Here is a 22,621-nt window from a genome sequence, read left to right as displayed (position 1 = left end):
GGAATTAAATGAAATACGAAATTCAAGGAATAAAAAATAAAGTATGCGTTATTACCGGCGGTGCAGGCGTGATCGGTACATCATTAGGCTTAGGACTTGCTGAAGCAGGTGCGAAGGTAGCGATTGTGGATTTTAATCTTGAACGTGCTAAAGACGTTGCTGATGAGATCAACAAAAAAAGTGGAAGTGATTCTGCGATAGGAATTTTCGCGAATGTTCTTGATAAAGATCTTTTACTACAGAGCAAAAAAGAAATTAATGATAGTCTTGGAAGGATAGATGCTCTGATTAACGGTGCGGGAGGTAATGCTCCTACCGCAACAACAAAATCAGAATTTGTAACACCGGATAACATTGATGATTTGTCAACTTCACTGCTTGGACTTGAAATTGATTCATTCAGAAAAGTATTTGATCTGAATTTTTTAGGAACAGTCCTGCCAACAATGGTTTATGGTGAAGACCTTATCAAAAACGGCGGAAGTATAATTAATATATCTTCAATGAATGCGTTCAGACCATTAACTAAGATACCGGCATATTCAGCGGCTAAAGCAGGTATAAATAATCTTACCGAATGGCTGGCTGTTCATTTTGCAAAAGTAAATATTCGAGTTAATGCAATCGCGCCCGGATTTTTTGTAACGGATCAGAACAGGTTTTTATTGTACGATAAAGAAAGCGGAAAGCTAACTGCACGCGGTGAAAAAATAATTAATAATACACCAATGGGAAGATTCGGTGAACCTGACGAACTGATAGGAACATTGTTATATCTCGTTTCTGATCTTTCAAAGTTTGTTACAGGTGTTGTCATCCCTGTTGATGGCGGATTTAATTCATACAGCGGTGTGTAAAAAAATATCAAAGAAAATTATTCAAGGAAATAGTAAATGAGTCTTACATTAAAAAATGATTTTAAATATTCACTGATTGTCCCGACAAGTATTGGTGTAAGAATAACACCGGTTAACGGACAACCGGTTCATTCAAGTGATATATTTATGATGCAGGCAACAAGCGCTGAAACAAATGTTGCAAGCATTTCATCTTTTCTCGGTCTTCCTGTAAAAGTATTAACAGTGTTTGTCAAAGATAGTCCAATAGCAAAATTCATAAAGAGTAATCTTAAAAGCAGGTATATGGATTTTGAAGGAAAAGATGTAGCACAAGGCGGACCGTGGGGATATCGTCACCAGTTTAATATTGCCGACAGCGGCATTGGCTCGCGCGGACCAAGAGTACACAACGACAGAGCCGGTGAGATTGGAAGAACTTTAAATGTAAAAGATTTTGATCTTAATAAAATTTTTGGAAAAGAAGGTGTGCAGATAATTCATCTTTCAGGATTAATCGGCGCACTATCTGCCGAGACATCTGAATTCTGTTTAGAACTTGCAAGAGCTGCTAAGAAACACGGAACAAAAATTTCTTTCGATTTAAATTTCCGTGCTTCATTCTGGAAAGGAAGAGAAAAAGAATTAAGAGATGCTTTCACTGAGATAGCATCAGTGTCAGATATACTCGTAGGCAATGAAGAAGATTTTCAATTATGCCTCGGCATTAAAGGACCTGAAGCCGGTGGAAAAGGTATTGAAGAAAAAATTGAAAGCTTCAAAGAAATGATTGGTCGTGTTAAACAAAGTTTCCCTAATGCTTCTGTGTTTGCAACTACACTGAGAGAAGTCGTCAGTTCCAACAAACACTTGTGGGGTGCTATTATGCTTGAAGGAAATAACTGGCACATAGTTAATCCCCGCGAAATAACTGTGCTTGATAGAATTGGCGGAGGTGATGGATTTGTTGGTGGTTTACTATACGCAATACTTAAAAACTGGGAACCGGAAAAATGGATTCAGTTTGGATGGGCATCCGGCGCGCTTGCAACAACGTTTCTTACTGACTATGCTCAACCGGCAGATGAAGATATGGTATGGAGTGTCTGGCAGGGTAATGCACGTGTAAAACGTTAGAAATTTTTTAAATAATATTATTGAAAGTATATGATAGAAAATCCTCATAAAATATTAGAAGACTTAAAACCACAAAAAGATTTTTTCATAGGAATTGATTCCGATGGCTGTGTATTTGATACAATGGAAATAAAACAGAAAGAATGTTTCTGCCCGCAGTTCATTAAACATTATGGATTGCAGCGGGTTTCAAAGTACGCAAGAGAGACATGGGAGTTTGTAAATCTTTATTCAAAGACAAGAGGCATTAACCGTTTCAAAGCATTAATAAAAGCCATGCAGCTTCTTGCCGACAGAAAAGAAGTTAAGATGCGTAACACTAATATCATGGATCTTACCTCTCTTGTTGATTGGACAAAGAAAGAATCAAAACTCGGTAATCCCGCACTTGAAAAATACGCCGCTGAAATTAGTGATCCTTTCATTCATAAAACTTTAGAGTGGTCAAAAGAAGTTAATAAAGTTATTACCGAACTTGTGTTCGATGTTCCTCCATTTCCTTTTGTTCAGGAATCGTTGGATAAAATTTTTTCCAAAGCAGATCTCATGGTTGTTTCTCAAACACCCGGCGAAGCATTAACACGTGAATGGGAAGAGCATAAAATCCAGAATTATGTTAAAGTGATTGCAGGACAGGAATACGGCACTAAAGCCGAACATCTTAAATTTGCAGCAAAGGGAAAATATCCTGATCAAAAAATATTAATGATTGGTGATGCCCCCGGGGATTTAAATGCCGCAAAATCAAACGGAGTTTTATTCTATCCGGTGAACCCGGGACACGAAGAAGAATCCTGGGAAAGATTTTTTAATGAATCAGTCGATAGATTTTTTGCAGGAACATATTCAGGGGAATATGAAACAAAACTTATAAATGAGTTTGAAAAATATTTACCCGAACATCCTAAATGGAGTAACTAGAATTGATACTATTTGCAAAAGGATCTGCTGAAGGTCAGTTAAGTGTTGGTGAAATTCGTGAAGGACTGTACACTGCTTTAGATAAAATCGGTACGAAAAAGAAAGTCCTCGCAATTCCGCCTGACTTTACAAGGTTTCATTCGATGGCTGGTATTCTTACTAAGTTCACCTTCGACTACTATCAAAAAAAATTAACTGATGTTCTTCCTGCATTGGGAACACACTTTGCAATGAATGAAAAAGAAATTGATGTGATGTACAACGGAGTTCCAAAAGATTTATTCCGTGTCCACAACTGGAAAAAAGATCTATCGACTGTTGGAGTTGTTCCGCCTGAGTTTATTTCGGAAGTGTCTGAAGGGAAAGTTAATTATCACTGGACAGCGCAGGTAAATAAAATGTTAGTTGAAGGCGGTCACGATTTACTTTTATCTATCGGTCAGGTTGTTCCTCACGAAGTTGTTGGAATGGCTAACTACAATAAAAATATTTTTGTCGGCACCGGCGGAAGTGAAGGGATAAACAAAAGTCATTATCTTGGCGCTGTTTACGGTATGGAAAGAATGATGGGACGAGCTGATACTCCCGTCAGAAAAGTTCTGAACTATGCTTCAGATAATTTTACAAAACACCTTCCGTTAATTTATGTACTTACTGTAGTTGGAAAGAATGAGCAGAATAAATTAGTTATGAAGGGACTATACATCGGTGATGATTATGAGTGTTTCAAACTTGCCGCTGCACTTTCGCTCCAGGTTAATTTTGAAATGCTTGATGCGCCGTTGAAGAAAGTAGTTGTTTATCTTGATGCTGATGAATTTAAAAGTACATGGCTTGGCAACAAAAGTGTTTACCGTACAAGAATGGCAATCGCCGATAACGGTGAACTTATCATTCTTGCGCCCGGATTAAAAAGTTTCGGTGAAGATAAAGAGATCGACAGGCTGATAAGAAAGTACGGCTATAAAACCACTCCTGAAATTTTAAAATATGTTGATGAGAACGATGAGTTAAAAAATAATCTCAGTGCTGCAGCGCATCTCATTCACGGTTCATCTGAAAACAGGTTTAAGATTACTTATTGTCCAGGTTCAGTGAGCAAAGAGGAAATTGAAAGTGTGAATTTTAATTACGCAGATCTAAATGAAATGATGAAGAAGTACGATCCGGATGTATTGAAGGATGGTTTCAATAAAACAAAAGACGGTGAAGAGATTTTTTATATCTCGAATCCCGCGCTGGGATTGTGGTCATCAAAAGACAGGTTTAACAATTAGAAATTATTAAGGAGTATTAATTGGTTCCCGCCGATATAGCTATAGTTGGTGTTGGTGTAATGGGTGAAAACCTTGCACTTAACATTGAAAGCAAAAAATATTCAGTAGTTGTTTATGATAAAGACATACCTAAAGTTGAAAAATTTATTAACGGCAGGGCAAAAGGGAAAAATATTTCACAGGCAATTTCACTTGCTGATGTAGTTTCAAAACTTAAATCACCTGCAAAGATTTTAATGATGGTGCCTGCCGGTAAACCTGTAGATGATCTTATTAATGAATTCGTTCCTCTGTTAAAAAAAGGCGACATATTAATTGACGGCGGAAATTCTCATTATCCTGATACAAACCGAAGAACAAAATTCCTTGAAGAAAAAGAAGTGTTATATATCGGCACTGGTGTTTCAGGAGGTGAAGAAGGTGCACTGCTTGGTCCATCAATTATGCCCGGCGGTTCATTAGAGGCATGGAAATTTGTGAAACCGATATTCCAATCCATCGCTGCTAAAGTTGCTGATGGAACGCCATGTTGTGATTGGGTGGGTGAAAACGGCGCGGGACATTTTGTTAAAATGGTTCATAACGGAATTGAGTACGGCGATATGCAATTGATATGTGAATCATACCAGATAATGAAGGACCTGCTTGGTTTATCTTATGAAGAAATGCATAACATCTTTAAAGAGTGGAATGAAGGTGAACTTGAAAGTTATCTTATAGAAATCACCCGTGATATTCTTGCTTATAAAGATTCTGATAACAAACCGCTCGTTGAAAAAATTCTTGATACTGCAGGACAAAAAGGTACAGGTAAATGGACAGTGCTTGCATCATTGGATTTAGGCGCTCCAATCACTCTTATATCAGAAGCCGTTTATGCAAGAGCATTATCATTCCTGAAAGATGAAAGAGTCAACGCATCTAAAGTATTAAGCGGACCGAAGCCAGTTTTTGAAGGAGACAAAAAACAATTCATTGAAGCTTTGGGTAAAGCATTATACGCATCTAAAATTATTTCTTATGCGCAGGGTTATGTTTTGTTAAGGAACGCGGCAAAAGAATACGGATGGAATTTAAATTACGGCGGCATCGCATTAATGTGGAGAGGCGGATGTATCATACGTTCAGCATTTCTTGGTAAGATAAAAGAAGCGTTTGAAAAGAATCCGGATATAACCAATCTTCTTCTTGATCCTTTCTTCAAAGAAAAAATTGAAGCGTCACAGGAAGGCTGGAGAAGAGTCGTATCGACAAGCATAATGAATGGTATATGGATTCCATCAATGTCAACCGCGTTAAATTATTTTGATGGCTTCAGGAATGGAAGATTGCCCGCAAATCTCTTACAGGCGCAAAGAGATTATTTTGGCGCACATCAATATGAAAGAACAGACAAACCACGAGGCGAATTCTTTCATACAAACTGGACAGGAAGAGGCGGAGAGACTGCATCATCAACATACACGATATGATATCGAAAATTATTTTAACTCTATTGTTCTCCGTGTAACAAAGATTAGTGATTTAGAAGAAATTAAATTGAGGAAATATGGAAGTAAGATATTCACCTGATAAAAACGGATTTAAAAAACTCACAACGGATGAATTGAGAGATTCATTCCTTATCGATACACTTTTTCAAAAGAACCAGATACCAATGGTTTACTCGGATGTTGATCGTTCGATTACAGGCTCTGCTGTCCCTGTTGGAAAATCATTAAAACTTACCGCAACAAAAAAAGAAATGGCAGCTGAGTACTTCACGGAAAGAAGGGAAGTAGGAGTAATTAATATTGGTGAAAAAGGTGTGATCATTCTTGATAAGAAAAAATATATGATGGAACATTACGATGCCCTGTATATTGGAAGAGGGACAAAACTGGTTGAGTTTCAAAGTGCAAATCCGAAAAAACCGGCTAAGTTTTATTTTGTAAGTTATCCCGCGCACAAGGAGTATCCATCTAAACATATAAAACATGCGGATGCAACACCTGTTAAACTTGGTTCGCTTGCGGATTCAAACTCAAGAACGATTTATAAATACATTCATACAGAGATTTTACAAACCTGTCAGCTTGCAATGGGTCTTACAATACTTAATGAAGGAAGTGTTTGGAATACAATGCCCGCGCATACTCATCAGCGGAGAAGTGAAGTTTATATGTACTTCGATATGCAGCCGGATTCGTTTGTTGTTCATCTTTTAGGTGAACCAAAGGAAACACGTCATATAATAATGAGGAATGAACAGGCAGTTTTATCCACAAGCTGGTCAATGCATTCAGGCTGCGGGACAAAAAATTATACATTCATCTGGGCAATGGGCGGAGAGAACCAGGTTTATGATGATATGGATTGGATACCGATGAAGGATTTAAAATAATTTTCAAAGCAGATTAATTTTTCTGAACTAAATATCTACCCAATCTTTATAGGTGATTAATGAGTAATACAGTTAGTGAAAACATCAAAGAAAAAATCGGACATTACAGATGGTATATTGTCGCACTGATTTTCTTTGCAACAACCATCAACTATGTTGACCGCGCAGTGCTTGGAGTTTTGGCTCCAACCTTGCGTACAGAAATTGGCTGGACTGATCAGGAATATGGTTACATAAGTGCAGCGTTCACACTTGCTTATGCTATAGGATTCCTATTCGCCGGATGGTTTATTGACAGAATAGGAACAAGAATGGGATATACAATTTACCTGACAATTTGGTCGCTCGCTGCTGCTGCACACGCTTTGGTACGTTCAGCGTTTGGTTTTGGTATTGCCCGCTTTGCTCTTGGAATTGGTGAATCAGGAAACTTTCCCGCTGCAATCAAAACAGTTGCTGAATGGTTCCCCAAAAAAGAACGGGCATTAGCGACAGGTATTTTTAATGCGGGTTCAAATGTTGGGGCGATCATTGCTCCTTTAGTTGTTCCGTGGATTGCCCTGCATTGGGGATGGCAGGAAGCTTTTTTGATTACAGGTTTAGCCGGTTTAATATGGATAGTATTCTGGCTGCCTCTTTACAGACCCCCGGCACAGCATCCAAAATTATCTAAGAAAGAACTTGAACATATAGAAAGTGATCCGCCTGATCCTCCTGCAAAAATCTCCTGGTTCAGATTACTTCCGCTTAAACAAACCTGGGCATTTTCAACAGGAAAATTTTTAACTGATGCAATATGGTGGTTCTATCTTTTCTGGTTCCCTCTATTTATGAATGACAGATTTGGAGTTGATCTTCACACAATCGGTTTACCGATGATAGTAGTTTATTTACTTGCAGATGTCGGCTCAGTTGCCGGCGGATGGTTTAGTTCAGCTTTGTTAAAACGTAACTGGACCGTGAATGCTGCCCGTAAAACAGCAATGCTTGTTTGTGCAATTTTGATATTACCGGTTGCTGTTGCACCACACGTATCAGAACCCTGGGTTGCAGTTATACTTATCGGTGTTGCCGCTGCTGCACATCAGGGTTTTTCCGCGAACATATTTACGACTACATCAGATATGTTTCCGCGTAAAGCTGTTGCGTCTGTTGTAGGTATAGGTGGTTTTGCCGGAGCTATGGGTGGATTTTTCATGAATCTGGGTGCCGGCTGGTTGAAACAAAATACCGGCAGTTATGAAATAATGTTTGCGATTGCCGGTGTGGTTTATCTTATCGCATTACTATTGATGCACTTACTTGTTCCAAAACTTGAACCGGCAGTGCTTGATTAATATTTATGTTTTATGATTATAGAAGATTTTTTTATTAATGACTATTGAAAGATTATAACACAATGATTCTTGAAAAATTCAGACTTGATGGAAAAACTGCCTTAGTAACAGGCTCTAACCAGGGAATAGGACAAAGCTATGCGTTAGCGCTTGCACAGGCAGGCGCTGATATTGTTGGTGTATCATATCAAAGTGATTTCACGGAGACCGAAAAAATCATCAAAGCAACAGGAAGAAAATTTTCTTCTTATGTGAGTGATTTTTCCGACAGAAATTCTTTGTATGAATTCATCAATAAAGTAAAGAAAGATTTTTCACGGATAGATATTCTTGTGAACAATGCAGGTACAATTTTACGCAACCCTATTGCGGAACATTCAGATGAATACTGGGATAAAGTTATCGAGGTGAATCTTTCATCGCAATTTATTTTAACAAGAGAGTTAGGCAAAGAAATGATTGCAAAAGGTTCAGGCAAAGTAATTTTTATTGCATCACTTCTTTCATTCCAGGGGGGAATACTTGTGCCCGGTTATGCTTCATCCAAAGGCGGTATTAAACAACTGACAATGGCTTTTGCAAATGAATGGGCATCTAAAGGAGTAAATGTTAATGCAATAGCTCCCGGATATATTGCTACAGAAAACACAAAAGCTTTACGAGAAGATCCAGTAAGGAATAAAGCTATACTTGATAGAATTCCACAGGGGAAATGGGGAACACCTGAAGACCTGATGGGAACGGTTGTATTTCTTGCTTCACCCGCATCTGATTATTTAAATGGTACTGTAATAACAGTTGATGGCGGCTGGATGGGTAGATAGCTGAAACTCAAATAGTCATTCCAAACATTAAAAAACTCAGGCTCTAAACCTGAGTTTTTTTGTTTGTAGATCATTAAGAAAATTTATTTTTTTTAACTACCTCAATAAAAATCCCGAAACAGAAACTGCAGACAGTATAATTTTTAATTTTCGATTCATAAAAATACCGGAAAGCTTCATCGTTTCCGGTATCAATAATCTCATCCACTTTACATTGAGGCTTTTCATTGTCAAGGTCGTGAACTTCTTTTGTAAGTTTGTTTCCCACGTACCTTTCACCATTAGTATGGCTTTTATACCGCCTCATCAATAATTGCACTCCACAACATCGGGCTAGAAATAAAACTGCCCGATTTCCCCCAGCCCATAAGCGATGCCCACTGAATATATCACCACACTTCTACCTAAATCAATATTTGTTTTTGTTATCATCATTTTCTTATGAAAAAATATAGATTCGTTTTCCCGGATGAATCAGTATAAGTACGTATTTTGTGAAAATACGTATTTGTACTGATGTAAGATTTTTTCTAATCGCATAAGTTTAGAACAACAGTTAAGGAGAGACTGATGACACGAAGGGATTTTTATGGTGAGGTCAATAGCATATTAAAAATATATCATTTTAATATTGAAGAATACCAGGACAAATTTTACTTTCAAAAAAAAATAAACGAAAGATTTCCACTTTTATTACATGAAGAAATATTCGGTGCTATTAATAATGTTCTGGATAATAAGGATAGTCTATCTCAAAAAGAGTATATTATATCTGTAACAGATAAATTATACGACATTCTTTTATCCAAACAGGGAAATGATTCTCCTAATTGAAAATGATGTTACCGATTTCTTCAAGATCCTAACAAGCTGGTCCAATCCATTTTTTCTCTCGATCTTTGTTCTAATCACGCTTATAATCCTCATATACTTCATAAACAAGTACCTGATCAGACCAATGGAGCAAAAACACATCCTTGAAAAAAAGGAAATAGAACTTAAAACGAGCCGAATGATGGCGCTGTTTGCTGAACTGGATCCTGACCCGGTAATAAGAGTTGATACTGAAGGGAAAGCAATTTTCTATAATTCTTCTGCTATGGAATTGCTTAAGCTCGATGAGAATACAAATTTTATTGAAAAATATTTTAAACTTTCTGAAACAGACCTGCTGAAAAAAATACAAACCGATTCATCGGTAACCGTTCCGTTTCTGCATAATGAAACTTATTATAACGTGCTGATCAAAGGGAATTCTAACCTGGGAATTGCCCAGCTTTATTTCAGAGATATTTCTGAAACAAAACTGCTTGAAAAAAAATTAAGAAAGTTATCCCAGTACTTACAGAATCTTATTGAAGAAGAACGTTCAAGAATGGCTACCGAATTACACGACGGGATAGTTCAGGAACTCTATTTCATTCAATTGAGTTTAAGAAAAATAATGGATGAGAATCCGGTTACACAGCCCGATAATTTTGAATTCCTGAAAAAGCAGCTTGAAAAAATCACTGAAGAACTCAGGCGTATAATATATGACCTGAAACCAAAGATACTTGATGAGATGGGATTGGATGCGGCGCTAAAAACTCTGTGCAATACAACGGTGCGTGAAAGTGGAATTAAAGGTAGTGTGCAAGTTTTGGGACTTGATAAAAGATTGGATAAAAAGTATGAAATATTCTTTTACCGGTTTGTTCAGGAGGCACTTAGTAATATAATTAAACACTCCGGTGCTTCAGAGTTCAGTGTAACATTATTCAGGGATGATTCATCATACAGGGTGGTTATATCCGATAATGGTGAAGGTATAAATGAAAATAATTATGCGGATGACACATTAACAGGTTTCGGATTGTTTAATATGAAGGAAAGAACAGAAAACTTAGGAGGACTATTGAAAATAGATTCCTCCGAAGAGAGTGGTGTGACATTAATAGCAGAAATTCCCGTGGAAATAAAATGATAAAAATTTTACTTGCAGACGATCATGAGCTATTCCGAAAAGGACTTGTGAGTTTAATCGAAAATGAAAATAATATACAGATCATTGGCGAAGCCAGGAATGGTAATGATCTTGTAGAAAAATATTTCATCCTTCAACCCGATTTAATAATTGCCGACATATCAATGCCCGTTTTATCCGGACCTGAAGCTATAAGAAAAATCAAAGAAAGAGTTAACGCCGTAAAAGTACTATTCCTCTCAATGTTCAACGGTGAAGATTATATATATCATTGCTACAAGAGCGGGGGAAGAGGACTGGTAAGTAAAGATATTTCAAAACCCGAACTTCTAAAAGCAATTACGAGTGTGGCGGCCGGTAAATATTATTTCGGTCCTGATTTTACAGAGGATGAATTAGAAAAATTAATAAAAACTTATGATGAAGAATTCCAGGAACTAAATATTACAGAATCAATAAAACTGACACAGAAGGAAGAAGAGATTCTTCTTTTAATCGGACGCGGATTTACAAGTATTGAGATAGCTGATAAACTTCACATATCAAAACGAACTGTTGATACACACAGGTCGCATATAATGCAAAAGCTGGGTCTTGAATCAATGCCGCAGTTAATCAAATATTCAATCGCCTACAAGATGCGGATAAAATCTACGTAAACAATTCATATTATACTTTCCCCGAATTCCTTACAATATATAGTTGAAAACCTAAAAAATACGTATAAGTACGTATATACAGTTGACCTGTAATTAAATAGCTTCGCACGAAAAATATTACAGGAGGCTTTTTATGAAACAGTTTATAGTAATATGTTCAGCTATATTTGTTTTATCAATAAACGTACTTGCACAGGGTGAGATTATTACCAAAGAACAGGCAAACGACTTATTCGGACCGGTGTTGGTTTCCGTATCAATGGACGCAACGGTATTAAAAAATTTGTTGCCTCAAAGTCCTGAGGTGCTTATGTTTCAAATAGTTGATAATGAATTATTTATACTTGACGGAAAAAGAAATGTATTATTACCATTTGGCGGGACAATGAACAATACAGAGGTATTCACTCTATATTCTAAGACGGTACTACAGGAACTTTTAACTTTGAGTACATTAAGCTCAGTTTACATTGAAAGAAGGGAAGCAGTTTTGACTATAACATCCGGGTTATTTACACTTGAATTTGGACTTAAGTGTCCGCCTTATTGCCTGGACTGATGAAATCACTAATAATTATTTATTACATATTTACAGTATTCTGGTTGTTTGTTCCATTTCGCCAATACAGGACAAGATTTTTTTTACCTTTTTTATTGCTCGCCTTATCAGATCCAATTTACATTGCATTCTATGAACTGGTCCCTGTAAAAACTGATGACTACTATTTAGTTATGAGTATAATATTTTTATACTTAATGATGTTTGATGTAAAGACTAAGACGAGAATTGGAGTAGTTATTTTTTTTGTACTGACTTCCATTCCGTTTTTCATGATCAGCAATCTTTCAACCGAAATATTAACACTTGTAATTCATGCAGTCATATTTATAGTTCTTCTTAGAATCTTAGCGGTTCATTTTAGTCTGCATAGAAATATTCTGATATTTCATCTGGTTTTAGTTATTTATGAATTTACACTATTACTTAAATTTTTTGTGTCGATAACTAATGTGGAAGTAGGGGCTGTTTATTATATCGTTACAAGTTACATCCAGATATTATTCGCTATATTCTTCCTGATAATAAACGAAAACAGCAAACCAAAAATCTCGTTTGAAAAACAGGCAGCTTAAGATTTATACTCAATCTAATTTTTCCTTTTATAGCACCTGGAAGAATAATCGCCATACTTATACAGGTCGATTTATCAAATAGAACGACTGAAAATTATTTTAATGCCGGTATATTCGCCTCGTTATTATTCAGAAGGTTTGGGGACGGTGTCAATCAAGAAGATACCAGATTCAAATTGAAAGCAGTTTAACAGAAGTTATTTCATAAATGTTTATAAAATGATTTATAATATTCGGAAAATATTTACTGAAACATTTTGCTTCAATCACACTTCAGATTGATGTTACAATTACCAAAAACAAAAAATGCGAAAACAGCTTTTAATCGCAATCTTCGCATTCAATTTTTACTGGGCGGAGAGACAGGGATTCGAACCCCGGAAGGACTTGCATCCTTAACGGTTTTCAAGACCGCCGCATTCAACCACTCTGCCATCTCTCCGTATTTATAAGAACATTTTTGCCCCGCAAATATAATAATTGTTTGTAATCCCGCCAAAGCAGTATTACCACTTTTTGAAGATAAAAAACACTGCTACAATTATTAGTATAAACCCTACAGCATAGTTCCATTTAAATTCTTCCTTTAAGTAGATAATTGAAAAAATTGAAAATACAACTAATGTTATCACCTCCTGAATTGTCTTTAGCTCAGCGCCATTAAACTGTCCATAACCAATTCTGTTTGCGGGAACCTGAAAAATATATTCAAAGAATGCTATTCCCCAGCTTACAAGAATTACTATCCACAGCGGCGATGCCCTGTATTTTAAATGACCATACCAGGCAAATGTCATAAAGATATTTGAAATTATAAGCAGCAGAATTGTTGTCATAAAAAATTCTTTCAGTTAATTTTGGTGAAGATGTTTTAATCCGAATGGATTTAGTGGTTGATCTTTTAATCATTAATAAATTTACTTATGCAAAATTCAAAAGAATTTAAATCTTTCGCAAAGCAACTTGCGCACATAAGCGGCGATGTTATAAAACGTTATTTTAGAACGCCTGTAAGTATCGATTCTAAATCTGATAATTCTCCTGTAACTATTGCAGATAAGAAAGCCGAAGAACTTATGCGTGCTGCCATAATGAAACATTATCCTGATCATGGAATCATCGGTGAGGAGTTTGGAATAGAGAATCCCGCCGCAGAGTATAAGTGGATTCTTGATCCTATTGATGGGACAAAGAGTTTTATTTGCGGAACAATTACATTCGGTACGCTGATAGCACTTACGCACAATGGTGAACCAATACTCGGCGTTATAAATCAGCCAGTGATGAATGAGTTTCTTATCGGCGATAATTCTTCGGCGTTGCTGAACGGGGAAAATGTTTCAGTACGAACTTGTGATTCAATTATGAACGCCGTACTGCTGACTGCTGATCATCTTAATGTTGGTAAATACCAGGACGGAAAAAAATTCGATGAGCTGATTTCCAGAGTAAAAATTTACAGAGGCTGGGGTGATTGTTACGGTTATTATCTGCTTGCCACAGGATATGCGGATATAGTCGTCGATCCGATTATGAGTGTATGGGACTCAATGGCTTTGATACCGGTTGTAAAGGGCGCTGGTGGAGTTATAACAGACTGGCAGGGTAATGATGCTATCACCGGTAATAGTATTATTGCGTCTTCGGGCAATCTTCATTCTATCGTGATTCAGGAATTAAATCAGGTTTGATTAAAGTTCAATAAACTGAAATAATACTATTGTAAGTATTGAAGCTATAAGAGGAATAATCCTGTAATTCTTAAAAACAAATTCCATTACAACAGCAACAATCCATAAAACCAGTATTATGGATAAAGCTTGATCAATTAAATCACCTGCCGGTAACACCTTACTTCCTAAAGCCCGGAACTCATAAATCTTTTTAAGCGGCAGAAAAATTATTATTCCGCTTGAAAGGAAAATAAGAGTAAAAATTGATAGCTTTTTTATTTTTTCATTTTGATTAAAGAATTCCAATCCACTTCTCGCTGAAAGAAGCAGACCGCAAAACAGGAACAAATAGAAAAATGTATCGATCATTTTAGGAACCCTACCTTTTACAGTAAGTAGTACCGGCTCATTTCTATCCTGTAAAATTGTTCTGTTCTGTTTATGAAATAAAACAACACGGTAGATAATTTGTTTAATATCTTTTGGAATTGAGATATGAGTTTTTAATATCTGCAGTTCTTCTTTTAGAGGATAACTTTGCCAAACCATCGAAGTATCAAACTTACATTCAACATATCCTCTTAATGAGTCAGCATCAGTTCTTAAAAGAATATCTAATCCCAGTTCCGAAGTAGTGATTTTATCAAACTTGTATGAAACTTTTTTACCTTCAATTCCTATAGTACCTGTAACAGGATAGTTCTTGCTGGTTACACTTTCAACGTACCCAGACAGAAATGTAATTACAATAGCGCCGAGCCAGAGGATGATACTTTGTTTCATTATTCCATTAATTCGTTTTTCAAAGTTAAACAAATTAGATTTGATTTGAAGAAATTCAATCACGAAATGATAAAACCTTACCGGCAATAAATGGAATATATAATAATACCCCTTGTTGCACTTTTAGCTTCAGGGCTTACTTTGTTTTCAGGATTTGGATTGGGAACATTACTGTTGCCGGTTTTCTCAATATTTTATCCGATAGAAATTGCAATAGCTTTAACTGCTGTAGTTCACTTTCTCAATAATATTTTCAAGTTGATTCTCTTTGCAAAATTCTCGGATAAAAATTCTATTCTTCTTTTTGGTTTACCTGCTATCCTTGGAGCCTTTCTTGGTGCTGAATTACTTTCTTTACTTTCAGGTATCAAGCCGCTTACTCAGTATCGTTTTTACGACTCAGTCTATAACATTGAAATTGTAAAGCTTATAATTTCGGTTTTGATTTTTGTGTTTGTGATGGCAGAATTTTCAAAAAGATTTGAGAAATTATCTTTCAATAAAAAGTACTTAACAATGGGGGGAATCCTGAGTGGATTCTTTGGCGGGCTTTCCGGTCACCAGGGAGCTTTGAGGAGCGCATTTCTTGTAAAACTAAACTTAAGTAAAGAATCATTTATTGGAACCGGTGTTGTAATCGCATGTCTGATTGATTTAACAAGACTTTCGGTTTACAGTTCAAAAATATTTCAAACAGAATTGAAACAGAATATGACACTCTTAGTCATATCTGTACTGGCAGCTTTTGCAGGGGCTTACATAGGCAATAAGATATTAAAAAAAATTACGTATCAATCTGTTAAGATTATAGTAGCAGTAATGCTGATTATTATTTCGATTGGATTAGCATCGGGAATGATTTAAAATCATTCCCGTCTAAATTAAAGTGAAGTTCCTACTTTAAGTCTGAAGTTTGCGAAGATAGATGTGATTCCCATTTTACCGCTATCTGTTCTGCCGAACACTACGGATGGACCTAAAGCAAAAGCAGAGAAACCCCAGCTCTCGGCAATCTTCTGTATTAATATATCCATCACATATTGAACAGGTCTGTATTTAGTACTCGTCATAGCATCAAATCGAAGATCGAAAGTGCTTCCTGCAAGTGATAGTTCTCTTCCGGTAAAACCGAAATGCAGTTCACCCAAATACCTAGCCGCATAAACCTTAGATCGGGTTGAACCCATAAAACTAAATGGATACCTGAACTCCCAATTAAGGTATGAATCAGTAAGTATTCTTGCCTGATAGTCAGGCGTATCATACTTCTGATAAGTAGAAAGTTTTGACTCTGAATAACTTCCAAAAATATCTATGTAACTTACCTGGAAAAAATTTCCAAATGGGATAACATATCCCAATTGATAACCTTGAGATATGTAAAGGTTATTATGGTTTTGTGTCGACTTGACTTCTGTCATAGCATCAACAGAGCTTAAAGCACCACCAAAAAATCCAAGTATATGAAAATTTGCCTCAACAATATTTGTTTCAAGCGGACCTGAGTACGGAGTTCCTATACCAATCGATAATCCAATATCTTTTTTAATTGGGATGCCAAGTCTTTCACCGCCGAATAATTGAAGGAACGGATTAACGTAATGCAATGATGGTGAAATCTGGGATGCAGTCGGTGGAGCAATTACCTTACTTAACCGGATTTTTTCAATTACTCTTGAAAACACCGAACCATAATGAATATCTTCTACAAGATTAATCTTAAACGGATAAGTGATAATTCTTGCACGCGTTTCCGGAGTAAATGCGAGGAACGGGTAAAGTGCTCCTTTGATAGAAACAGTTTGATTATTCGGATCCCTTAAGTCAACAATTATTTCTGCTTTTGGATCAGGAGGATCAATAAATATTTCATTCTGCATTTTAATGAATAAACTGTCGTCCAGCGGTTCCATCTGGTAATAAACAATTTGTTCTTCATCTTCTGTCTGAGAATAAACATCAACTGCAGGAGCAATTATCAGAAACAGAATTAGTAATAAGAATATTTTTTTCATTTCTGTGTATCCGGAATTCTTTATTTGGAAAAATCTGTAAAGAAGAATGAATCACCGACCTGAACTCTGTCCTTTGATCGCTGATCCACTACTGTGAAGAAGAAGTTGGTTTTATACCTTCCGTCGGATTCACGAAGGCTGCTGTTACGGTCTAACCACTCTTCAAATCTGGCTTCAGTCGGGGCTAAATTAAGGGAAACATAGTAAACCGGATTTCCCTTGCTGTCTTTTTGCGGGCCTGTTACTGAGATCGATCCCGAATGAGTAACCTTTAATTGTTCAGGTCTCTCATCTATTATTGTAACTGTGAACGCGGTTATCCTCTGCAGCTCTTGTACATAGATAGATGATGCGTTCATTTTTGTAGTTACTCTTTCAATCTTTATTTCCGGCGGACGGTTAGGAACAACTTTTATCCTGTCCTGCTGACTTCCGAATTTAATTAACACTTCTGTCTGATCAGTAAGATCAAAAGTTTTTTCCTGTCCGGGTGGTATGGTTACTAAAGGAACATTCGGATTTTTCGGATCTACAATTGTAGTCGGAACATTGCCGGTATTCCGGGCTTTGTTCCAGGTATGCTGTATAAACGTTTGTGCAATTGAAATGGGAGATTGAAGCAATGTTTGTTCATCGACTTTTTCTTCAGGTAATTCCGGCTTGATTTCTTCCGGTGTAATAATAACCCGTTCATTCAGTTCCTGCATTTCTCTGTTCAGCGAAGCAATCTTTTCTTTAAGCACTACATTTTCAACTACAACATTTGGATCAATTTCTATTTTGGGAGTTAATCCTAATGCGTAAAGAGAATCAAGTTTCATTATGAGTGAGTCCCGAACAGATTTATCAACTGCATCTTCTTTGGAAATCACTCTTCGCAAATCCAGGTCTGCACCTTTCAACGCAAGTACTGTAATTACGAAAATGTACAATACCTGGTAGATTACAAATTTACTGTCATGATTTTTTTTGTTCATAATTACTTCTATTTCCTCACAATAGATTCAAGATGTTTTAACCCGGTTATTGTTTTTTCATCGCTTAAAGAAGCCGATGCCTGTGAAATAGAATTTGCGAGTGATTTTAATTGTTCAATTTTTTCTGCGCTTATGTTCTGGGTATTATTAATTTTTTCAAGCAGGTAGTTTACAGAACTGAAGTTTTTATAAATCTGCTCACTTATCTGGTTTGTCTGTTCGAGCAAGGTTTTATAATGCTCAAGATCCTTAGCTGTTATCTCAGGAACTCGTACTCCGCTTCCTGCAACTGATCCGCCGCTAAGTTGTTTAATAAGACTCTTGGAGTTCTCAATTTGTATTTTTGAAAAATATCTGTCCTTTATATCCTTAACGTGATTAACGACGTTCTGAAACTCAACACCAAGCTGATCCAGAACGGGTTCAAATAGTTTACCGAGGGCTAATACAATCAAAGCTTTCACTTCAAATGGTACAGATAAACCGAGGAATACCTCCTCACCAAGTTTAATACTGATTAGCAATATTGCTGCACCAATCAAAGGCAGCGCAGTCGAGATACTATCAATTACACTTGCGTAGGAGTTAATAACTCTGTCAATTGTTTCCGAGGCAGGGGTTCTAACTATTTCCAGTCGTAATTTGTTATAAGCAAGGAATGCTAAGAAAACAAATAATGCATATACCGCTAACGGGAGCCACCAAAAATTAAAAGGTTCAATAGCTTCAGTAGGTGGTTCCCATCCAGGGAATAAGTTTTTTGTCAGGTCAATTGTTACATTTCCTAAAAGCGGAACTGATGACAGATCCAGAAAGAATGAAATGATTAAGGCGATAAATGAAATGATTGCTGGTTTTATTATGAGAGCAAATCTAATATTCAGGACCGCCTGGCGGGTAAAATTATCAAGTTCCTCTTCAAGTCCGTTAGTTGAATTAAACTCCTGAACTTTAGCTGGATTAATATCCAATTTTTCCTGACTGATTGTTTTTTGCATTAATTCCCTCAATGTTTCTTACTAATTAAAAATTAAGTGAGTTTAATTATCAATAAAATGTTACCTAACACCAATGAAAGCCCGACAGAGCAATCAGGTAGATTTTATTTCAATTACTATACCAGATAATACAGTATCTCAAATGGAAGACAATTTTGCCGTGGAGGTATTTATCTGAACTATTTTTAAATATCCTTACAGCTGTTATATAAGTATAAATAACAGTAACTGAAGGGACTATGCAAAAAAAATCAAATAACCGGCTATGATTGGCGTGACTTCCAATTACAGATGTGTTTAAACATCAGGAGTTAAAACACAGTTTAATTTATAAAATAAATTTTTCGATAAAAAGGCTGTAAATCATTTTTTTTAATTTTGACCCGGAAGGACAGATTTACTGATTGTGTTACATTTTGTAATGATTATTGTAAAAGTTACTTACAGGTTATGCATCAAAACTTTATTAAGGTTATTTTAAGTATAGATATTTTCTTCTTTTATGTATTATAGAAAAAGTGCGATCGCATTGCGGTCTGAAAGACAGTTATGAAGAGACTTGTAAATCCGGTTCTTTATGAAATCAACACGCGGGTATGGATTAATCAATTCGGGCAGAATGCAACACTTGCAGATATTCCAAAAACATTTTTTGATGACCTTGAACAGAAGGGAATAAATATCGTCTGGCTAATGGGTGCATGGAAAACCTGTACCGATATCATAAATAAATGTTGTTTCCAGGTAGACCTTATATCAGCTTACTATCATAGTCTTCCTGATTGGAAGAACAGCGATGTAATTGGCTCTCCCTATTCAATTGATGAGTACATGGTGAATAGTTCACTCGGAGGTTCTGAAGCTCTAAAAATCTTTCGTAATAATCTTAATGAAAAAGGGATTTTACTATTCCTGGACTTCGTTCCTAACCATTTTGGTGCCTCATCCGGAATAATAAAAAGTAACCCGGAGGTCTTTCTTCAGGGCGATGACAACTTAATTGAAAAAGATCCGCATACATATTATATACCGGCAAATGGTTCCGGTCAGATATTCGCGCATGCGAGAGATCCATTATTTCCTGCATGGACAGATACTATTCAGGTTAATTATTTCAGTTCGGCAGCAAGAAGCTTTATGATCGAAACACTTAAATCAATCTCAGAAATGTGCGACGGCGTAAGATGTGACATGGCAATGCTGCCATTGAATAATACTTTTAACAACACCTGGATTGGAGCTCTTTCAAGACAAGGTATCCAAAAACCAAAAACTGAATTCTGGACTGAAGCTATCACCGAGGTAAAAAAACAAAAACCTGATCATATATTTCTCGGTGAAGCGTATTGGGATCTTGAATACACACTTCAACAGCAGGGATTTGATTATACTTATGATAAACGCCTGACGGACAGACTTTCATCCGGTGATTTGAATGGAATAAAACTTCATCTTCGTGCAGAGAAGTCTTTTCAGGAAAAATGTATGAGATTTATAGAAAACCATGACGAACCGCGCGCTTCAAGTAAGTTTGGCGAACAAAAATCATTAGCTGCCGCTACTGTGATAAGTACCATTGCCGGGATGAAGTTATTTCATGATGGACAGTTTGAAGGGAAGAAAGTTAAACTGCCGGTTCAGCTCGGAAGGGAACCAATTGAAAAGCAGTCTGAATCAATAAAAAAATATTACAGGAAACTGCTAGCAATAATAAATTCAGAAGTATTCAGATTCGGCGAATGGAAACTGATGGAAGCACTCCCGGCTAGTAATGACAATTTTTCTTTTGAAAATATTCTTGTCTGGAGCTGGCAATTGAATAATGAACTTCGGATTATAGCAGTAAATTACTCAGCAGCTACTTCACAATGCCGCTTAAAATTTTCCGTAGAGCACAAAAAAGACGATATTAAATTAATTGATCTGCTAAGTAACGACGAATATATACGATCTTGTGATGAAATAAAAAACACCGGGCTTTTTGTTGAACTTAAATCTTATCACAGTCACATTTTTGATGTGAGAATTGAAGGCGACTTTCAAATTACATTTTAATCCGGGGTATTATTTTGGTCTTTTACAATTAAATGATATTGAAAAGATTGAGATAAATAATTTTCAAAAGTGTGAAACTATAAATGAATACAATCATCAAACAACTGAGAGAATTTTATGAACTCTAACAAAAATAAAGTTAAGGAAAGACAAATAGGCAAAAAGCCTGTTCAGAAAAAACATTTGATCGATCCGAGGTATAAGAATACAGTAGTAACAGCTATTGTTTTTATTATCCTTTTGATCTTTTTTATTATCAACAATACCCGGAATGTACCCGAACAAGGACCTTATCCTCCGAATTACAATAATGGTGAATCGCCAGTATTGATGCAGTAGGTATAGATGGTTCAGCTTAATAAATTTTTAAAGGAGAATAAATGAGCAGAAAAATATTATTCAGTGTTTCGTTGATGTTAGTGGTTTTTAGTCTGGCGTTTACATCAAATGATGCCGCTTATCAGGAAGGCAATGAAAGCAACAAAGCCCCTGATTTTGCATTAAAAAGTACAACAGGAAAAACAGTTAAGTTGTCTGAATACAAAGGTAAGATTGTGATCCTGGATTTTTGGGCAACCTGGTGCGGACCCTGCAGAAAAGGGATTCCTGATCTGATCGATTTACAGAACAAATATAAAAATGATCTGGTTGTTATCGGAATTTCGGTTGATCAGGACAGGACTAAAAAAGAAGTAGAGCCGTTTATAAAAAATTATGGAATAAATTATCCTATAGTATACTTTGATGATAAAGTGATTAAAGACTATGGAGGAATTCAATCTATACCGACATCCTTTATAATTGATAAAGAAGGAAATATAACAAACAGGCACATTGGCTTATATCCAAAATATATTTATGAAGAAGAAATAAAAGAACTGTTAGTCAAGAAGTAGATAATAAAATTTTAGTATTTAAATCCGGTCAAACTTTGACCGGATTTTTTTTGTGCTCGTATTGATTCAATCTTCAATGCAATTATATACCTGTAGCAATATTCAATAGTTGCAAACTAAAAGTTTTTATAAGCGATTGATTAATAGTTAAAGACTAAGTAAGTTAATTTTAGATTTATAAACCTGAAATTAGCAGTGTAAAAACCACTAACGGTTTAGTGTAAAAATAAGGCAGTAGAACCAAAGCATCATAGGGATCACACCGGTAATACTTGTTTAACTGTATATAATTGTTTTCTGAAGTAATGTAATATTAACGAATTCAGGAGCTTGATTAATGGCAGATGACAGTCAGGGGATGAAACCAAAAATTCTTATAACCGAAGATGATTATGAGAATCAAAAGTTTCTTGAAATGTTTTTGGGAAGAAAATTTGATGTTGAGATTTGTGATTCAGAGCAATCTTTTTATGCTCAGCTCGAAAGGAACAAGTTTGACATCATACTTATGGATATTTCCTTAAAGGGAAATAAGAACGGGCTTGAACTTACAAGAGAATTGCGCAAAAGGAAAGAGTACGAAAAGATACCGGTTATTTGTTTAACCGCGCATGCTTTTAAAAGAGATATGGATAATGCTCTTGAAGCTGGAGTGGATATCTTTCTGACGAAACCGGTTGAGAACCAAATCCTTTTAAAGACTCTTCTCGACGCACTTGAATCGGGCAAATCAGATTAAGTTTACAATCT

At 36.1% G+C, this 22,621-nt stretch carries 25 protein-coding genes and 1 tRNA gene; 19 read left to right on the top strand and 7 right to left on the bottom strand.

The annotated features are described in order from the left end of the window. The first annotated feature begins 8 nt into the window (after nucleotides 1-8). From IPM56_13685 to kduD, 8 genes are all read left to right on the top strand, one after another. Nucleotides 9-857 carry an SDR family oxidoreductase gene (locus IPM56_13685; GenBank protein QQS35289.1) on the top strand — a complete coding sequence of 283 codons (849 nt, stop codon included), beginning with the start codon at nucleotides 9-11 and terminating at the stop codon, nucleotides 855-857. Nucleotides 858-893: 36 nt separating this feature from the next. After that, nucleotides 894-1,973, top strand: a complete 1,080-nt coding sequence (locus IPM56_13680) for a sugar kinase (protein ID QQS35288.1) — start codon at nucleotides 894-896, stop codon at nucleotides 1,971-1,973. Between the two features lie 30 nt (nucleotides 1,974-2,003). After that, the gene (locus tag IPM56_13675) at nucleotides 2,004-2,894 is read left to right on the top strand and encodes an HAD hydrolase-like protein (protein QQS35287.1); all 891 of its coding nucleotides are present in this window, start codon (nucleotides 2,004-2,006) and stop codon (nucleotides 2,892-2,894) included. A gap of 2 nt (nucleotides 2,895-2,896) precedes the next feature. Beyond that, complete coding sequence (locus tag IPM56_13670; GenBank protein ID QQS35286.1) at nucleotides 2,897-4,171, top strand: DUF2088 domain-containing protein; 1,275 nt, start codon at nucleotides 2,897-2,899, stop codon at nucleotides 4,169-4,171. Nucleotides 4,172-4,191: 20 nt separating this feature from the next. Further along, on the top strand, nucleotides 4,192-5,643 hold the full coding sequence (gene gnd, locus IPM56_13665; protein ID QQS35285.1) for a decarboxylating NADP(+)-dependent phosphogluconate dehydrogenase: 1,452 nt from the start codon (nucleotides 4,192-4,194) through the stop codon (nucleotides 5,641-5,643). 77 nt (nucleotides 5,644-5,720) lie between these two features. Beyond that, the gene (gene kduI, locus IPM56_13660) at nucleotides 5,721-6,554 is read left to right on the top strand and encodes a 5-dehydro-4-deoxy-D-glucuronate isomerase (protein QQS35284.1); all 834 of its coding nucleotides are present in this window, start codon (nucleotides 5,721-5,723) and stop codon (nucleotides 6,552-6,554) included. A 59-nt stretch (nucleotides 6,555-6,613) separates the two neighbouring features. Further along, entirely contained in the window at nucleotides 6,614-7,891 is a 1,278-nt protein-coding gene (locus IPM56_13655; protein QQS35283.1) for an MFS transporter, read from the top strand. Between the two features lie 65 nt (nucleotides 7,892-7,956). After that, complete coding sequence (gene kduD, locus IPM56_13650; protein QQS38314.1) at nucleotides 7,957-8,715, top strand: 2-dehydro-3-deoxy-D-gluconate 5-dehydrogenase KduD; 759 nt, start codon at nucleotides 7,957-7,959, stop codon at nucleotides 8,713-8,715. A gap of 73 nt (nucleotides 8,716-8,788) precedes the next feature. Here kduD and IPM56_13645 read toward each other — a convergent pair whose 3' ends face one another. Then, a complete protein-coding gene (locus tag IPM56_13645; protein ID QQS35282.1) occupies nucleotides 8,789-9,022 on the bottom strand; it encodes a hypothetical protein in 234 nt (77 codons plus the stop codon). Nucleotides 9,023-9,285: 263 nt separating this feature from the next. Between IPM56_13645 and IPM56_13640 the strand changes: the two genes are divergently transcribed. The 5 genes from IPM56_13640 (at nucleotide 9,286) to IPM56_13620 (ending at nucleotide 12,474) form a co-directional block, all read left to right on the top strand. Beyond that, nucleotides 9,286-9,549 (top strand): hypothetical protein, encoded by a 264-nt coding sequence (locus tag IPM56_13640; GenBank protein QQS35281.1) that lies wholly within the window; start codon nucleotides 9,286-9,288, stop codon nucleotides 9,547-9,549. Continuing rightward, the gene (locus IPM56_13635; protein QQS35280.1) at nucleotides 9,533-10,681 is read left to right on the top strand and encodes a sensor histidine kinase; all 1,149 of its coding nucleotides are present in this window, start codon (nucleotides 9,533-9,535) and stop codon (nucleotides 10,679-10,681) included. Before IPM56_13640 ends, IPM56_13635 begins: the two co-directional genes overlap by 17 nt. Beyond that, nucleotides 10,678-11,340 (top strand): response regulator transcription factor, encoded by a 663-nt coding sequence (locus IPM56_13630; GenBank protein ID QQS35279.1) that lies wholly within the window; start codon nucleotides 10,678-10,680, stop codon nucleotides 11,338-11,340. The genes IPM56_13635 and IPM56_13630 overlap by 4 nt, the downstream gene beginning before the upstream one ends. Before the next feature lie 133 nt (nucleotides 11,341-11,473). Continuing rightward, nucleotides 11,474-11,899 (top strand): hypothetical protein, encoded by a 426-nt coding sequence (locus IPM56_13625; protein ID QQS35278.1) that lies wholly within the window; start codon nucleotides 11,474-11,476, stop codon nucleotides 11,897-11,899. Then, complete coding sequence (locus tag IPM56_13620) at nucleotides 11,899-12,474, top strand: hypothetical protein (GenBank protein ID QQS35277.1); 576 nt, start codon at nucleotides 11,899-11,901, stop codon at nucleotides 12,472-12,474. Before IPM56_13625 ends, IPM56_13620 begins: the two co-directional genes overlap by 1 nt. 355 nt (nucleotides 12,475-12,829) lie before the next feature. Here IPM56_13620 and IPM56_13615 read toward each other — a convergent pair. Further along, a tRNA-Ser gene (locus tag IPM56_13615) sits at nucleotides 12,830-12,916 on the bottom strand. A gap of 64 nt (nucleotides 12,917-12,980) precedes the next feature. Next, the gene (locus IPM56_13610) at nucleotides 12,981-13,310 is read right to left on the bottom strand and encodes a DMT family protein (protein QQS35276.1); all 330 of its coding nucleotides are present in this window, start codon (nucleotides 13,308-13,310) and stop codon (nucleotides 12,981-12,983) included. Nucleotides 13,311-13,397: 87 nt separating this feature from the next. On the opposite strand from IPM56_13610, the gene hisN reads away from it, so the two are divergent. Next, nucleotides 13,398-14,165 (top strand): histidinol-phosphatase, encoded by a 768-nt coding sequence (gene hisN / locus IPM56_13605; GenBank protein ID QQS35275.1) that lies wholly within the window; start codon nucleotides 13,398-13,400, stop codon nucleotides 14,163-14,165. Here the strand turns inward: hisN and IPM56_13600 are convergent, their stop codons facing one another. Beyond that, the gene (locus tag IPM56_13600; protein ID QQS35274.1) at nucleotides 14,166-14,930 is read right to left on the bottom strand and encodes a hypothetical protein; all 765 of its coding nucleotides are present in this window, start codon (nucleotides 14,928-14,930) and stop codon (nucleotides 14,166-14,168) included. Nucleotides 14,931-15,020: 90 nt separating this feature from the next. Here IPM56_13600 and IPM56_13595 point away from each other — a divergent pair, with 90 nt between their 5' ends. Then, complete coding sequence (locus IPM56_13595; protein QQS35273.1) at nucleotides 15,021-15,794, top strand: sulfite exporter TauE/SafE family protein; 774 nt, start codon at nucleotides 15,021-15,023, stop codon at nucleotides 15,792-15,794. 17 nt (nucleotides 15,795-15,811) lie between these two features. On the opposite strand, the gene IPM56_13590 is transcribed toward IPM56_13595, so the two are convergent. The 3 genes from IPM56_13590 to IPM56_13580 are packed head-to-tail and all read right to left on the bottom strand — an operon-like array spanning nucleotide 15,812 to nucleotide 18,920. Next, complete coding sequence (locus IPM56_13590) at nucleotides 15,812-16,945, bottom strand: hypothetical protein (protein ID QQS35272.1); 1,134 nt, start codon at nucleotides 16,943-16,945, stop codon at nucleotides 15,812-15,814. A gap of 20 nt (nucleotides 16,946-16,965) precedes the next feature. Beyond that, entirely contained in the window at nucleotides 16,966-17,922 is a 957-nt protein-coding gene (locus IPM56_13585; protein ID QQS35271.1) for a hypothetical protein, read from the bottom strand. A gap of 8 nt (nucleotides 17,923-17,930) precedes the next feature. After that, nucleotides 17,931-18,920 carry a hypothetical protein gene (locus IPM56_13580; GenBank protein ID QQS35270.1) on the bottom strand — a complete coding sequence of 330 codons (990 nt, stop codon included), beginning with the start codon at nucleotides 18,918-18,920 and terminating at the stop codon, nucleotides 17,931-17,933. A gap of 549 nt (nucleotides 18,921-19,469) precedes the next feature. Between IPM56_13580 and IPM56_13575 the strand changes: the two genes are divergently transcribed. The 4 genes from IPM56_13575 to IPM56_13560 all read left to right on the top strand — a co-directional run bounded on the left by IPM56_13575 (nucleotide 19,470) and on the right by IPM56_13560 (nucleotide 22,610). After that, nucleotides 19,470-20,975, top strand: coding sequence for a glycosidase (locus tag IPM56_13575; protein QQS35269.1), 1,506 nt, complete (start codon nucleotides 19,470-19,472; stop codon nucleotides 20,973-20,975). A 117-nt stretch (nucleotides 20,976-21,092) separates the two neighbouring features. Next, a complete protein-coding gene (locus IPM56_13570; protein ID QQS35268.1) occupies nucleotides 21,093-21,314 on the top strand; it encodes a hypothetical protein in 222 nt (73 codons plus the stop codon). Between the two features lie 41 nt (nucleotides 21,315-21,355). Then, nucleotides 21,356-21,871 (top strand): TlpA family protein disulfide reductase, encoded by a 516-nt coding sequence (locus tag IPM56_13565; GenBank protein ID QQS35267.1) that lies wholly within the window; start codon nucleotides 21,356-21,358, stop codon nucleotides 21,869-21,871. A gap of 337 nt (nucleotides 21,872-22,208) precedes the next feature. Continuing rightward, on the top strand, nucleotides 22,209-22,610 hold the full coding sequence (locus IPM56_13560) for a response regulator (GenBank protein QQS35266.1): 402 nt from the start codon (nucleotides 22,209-22,211) through the stop codon (nucleotides 22,608-22,610). Nucleotides 22,611-22,621 lie beyond the last annotated feature (11 nt).

Source organism: Ignavibacteriales bacterium, assembly GCA_016700155.1.
Taxonomy (GTDB): domain Bacteria; phylum Bacteroidota; class Ignavibacteria; order Ignavibacteriales; family Ignavibacteriaceae.
The sequence above is the reverse complement of the archived record's forward strand: the minus strand, read 5'-3'. Positions and strand labels throughout refer to the sequence as shown.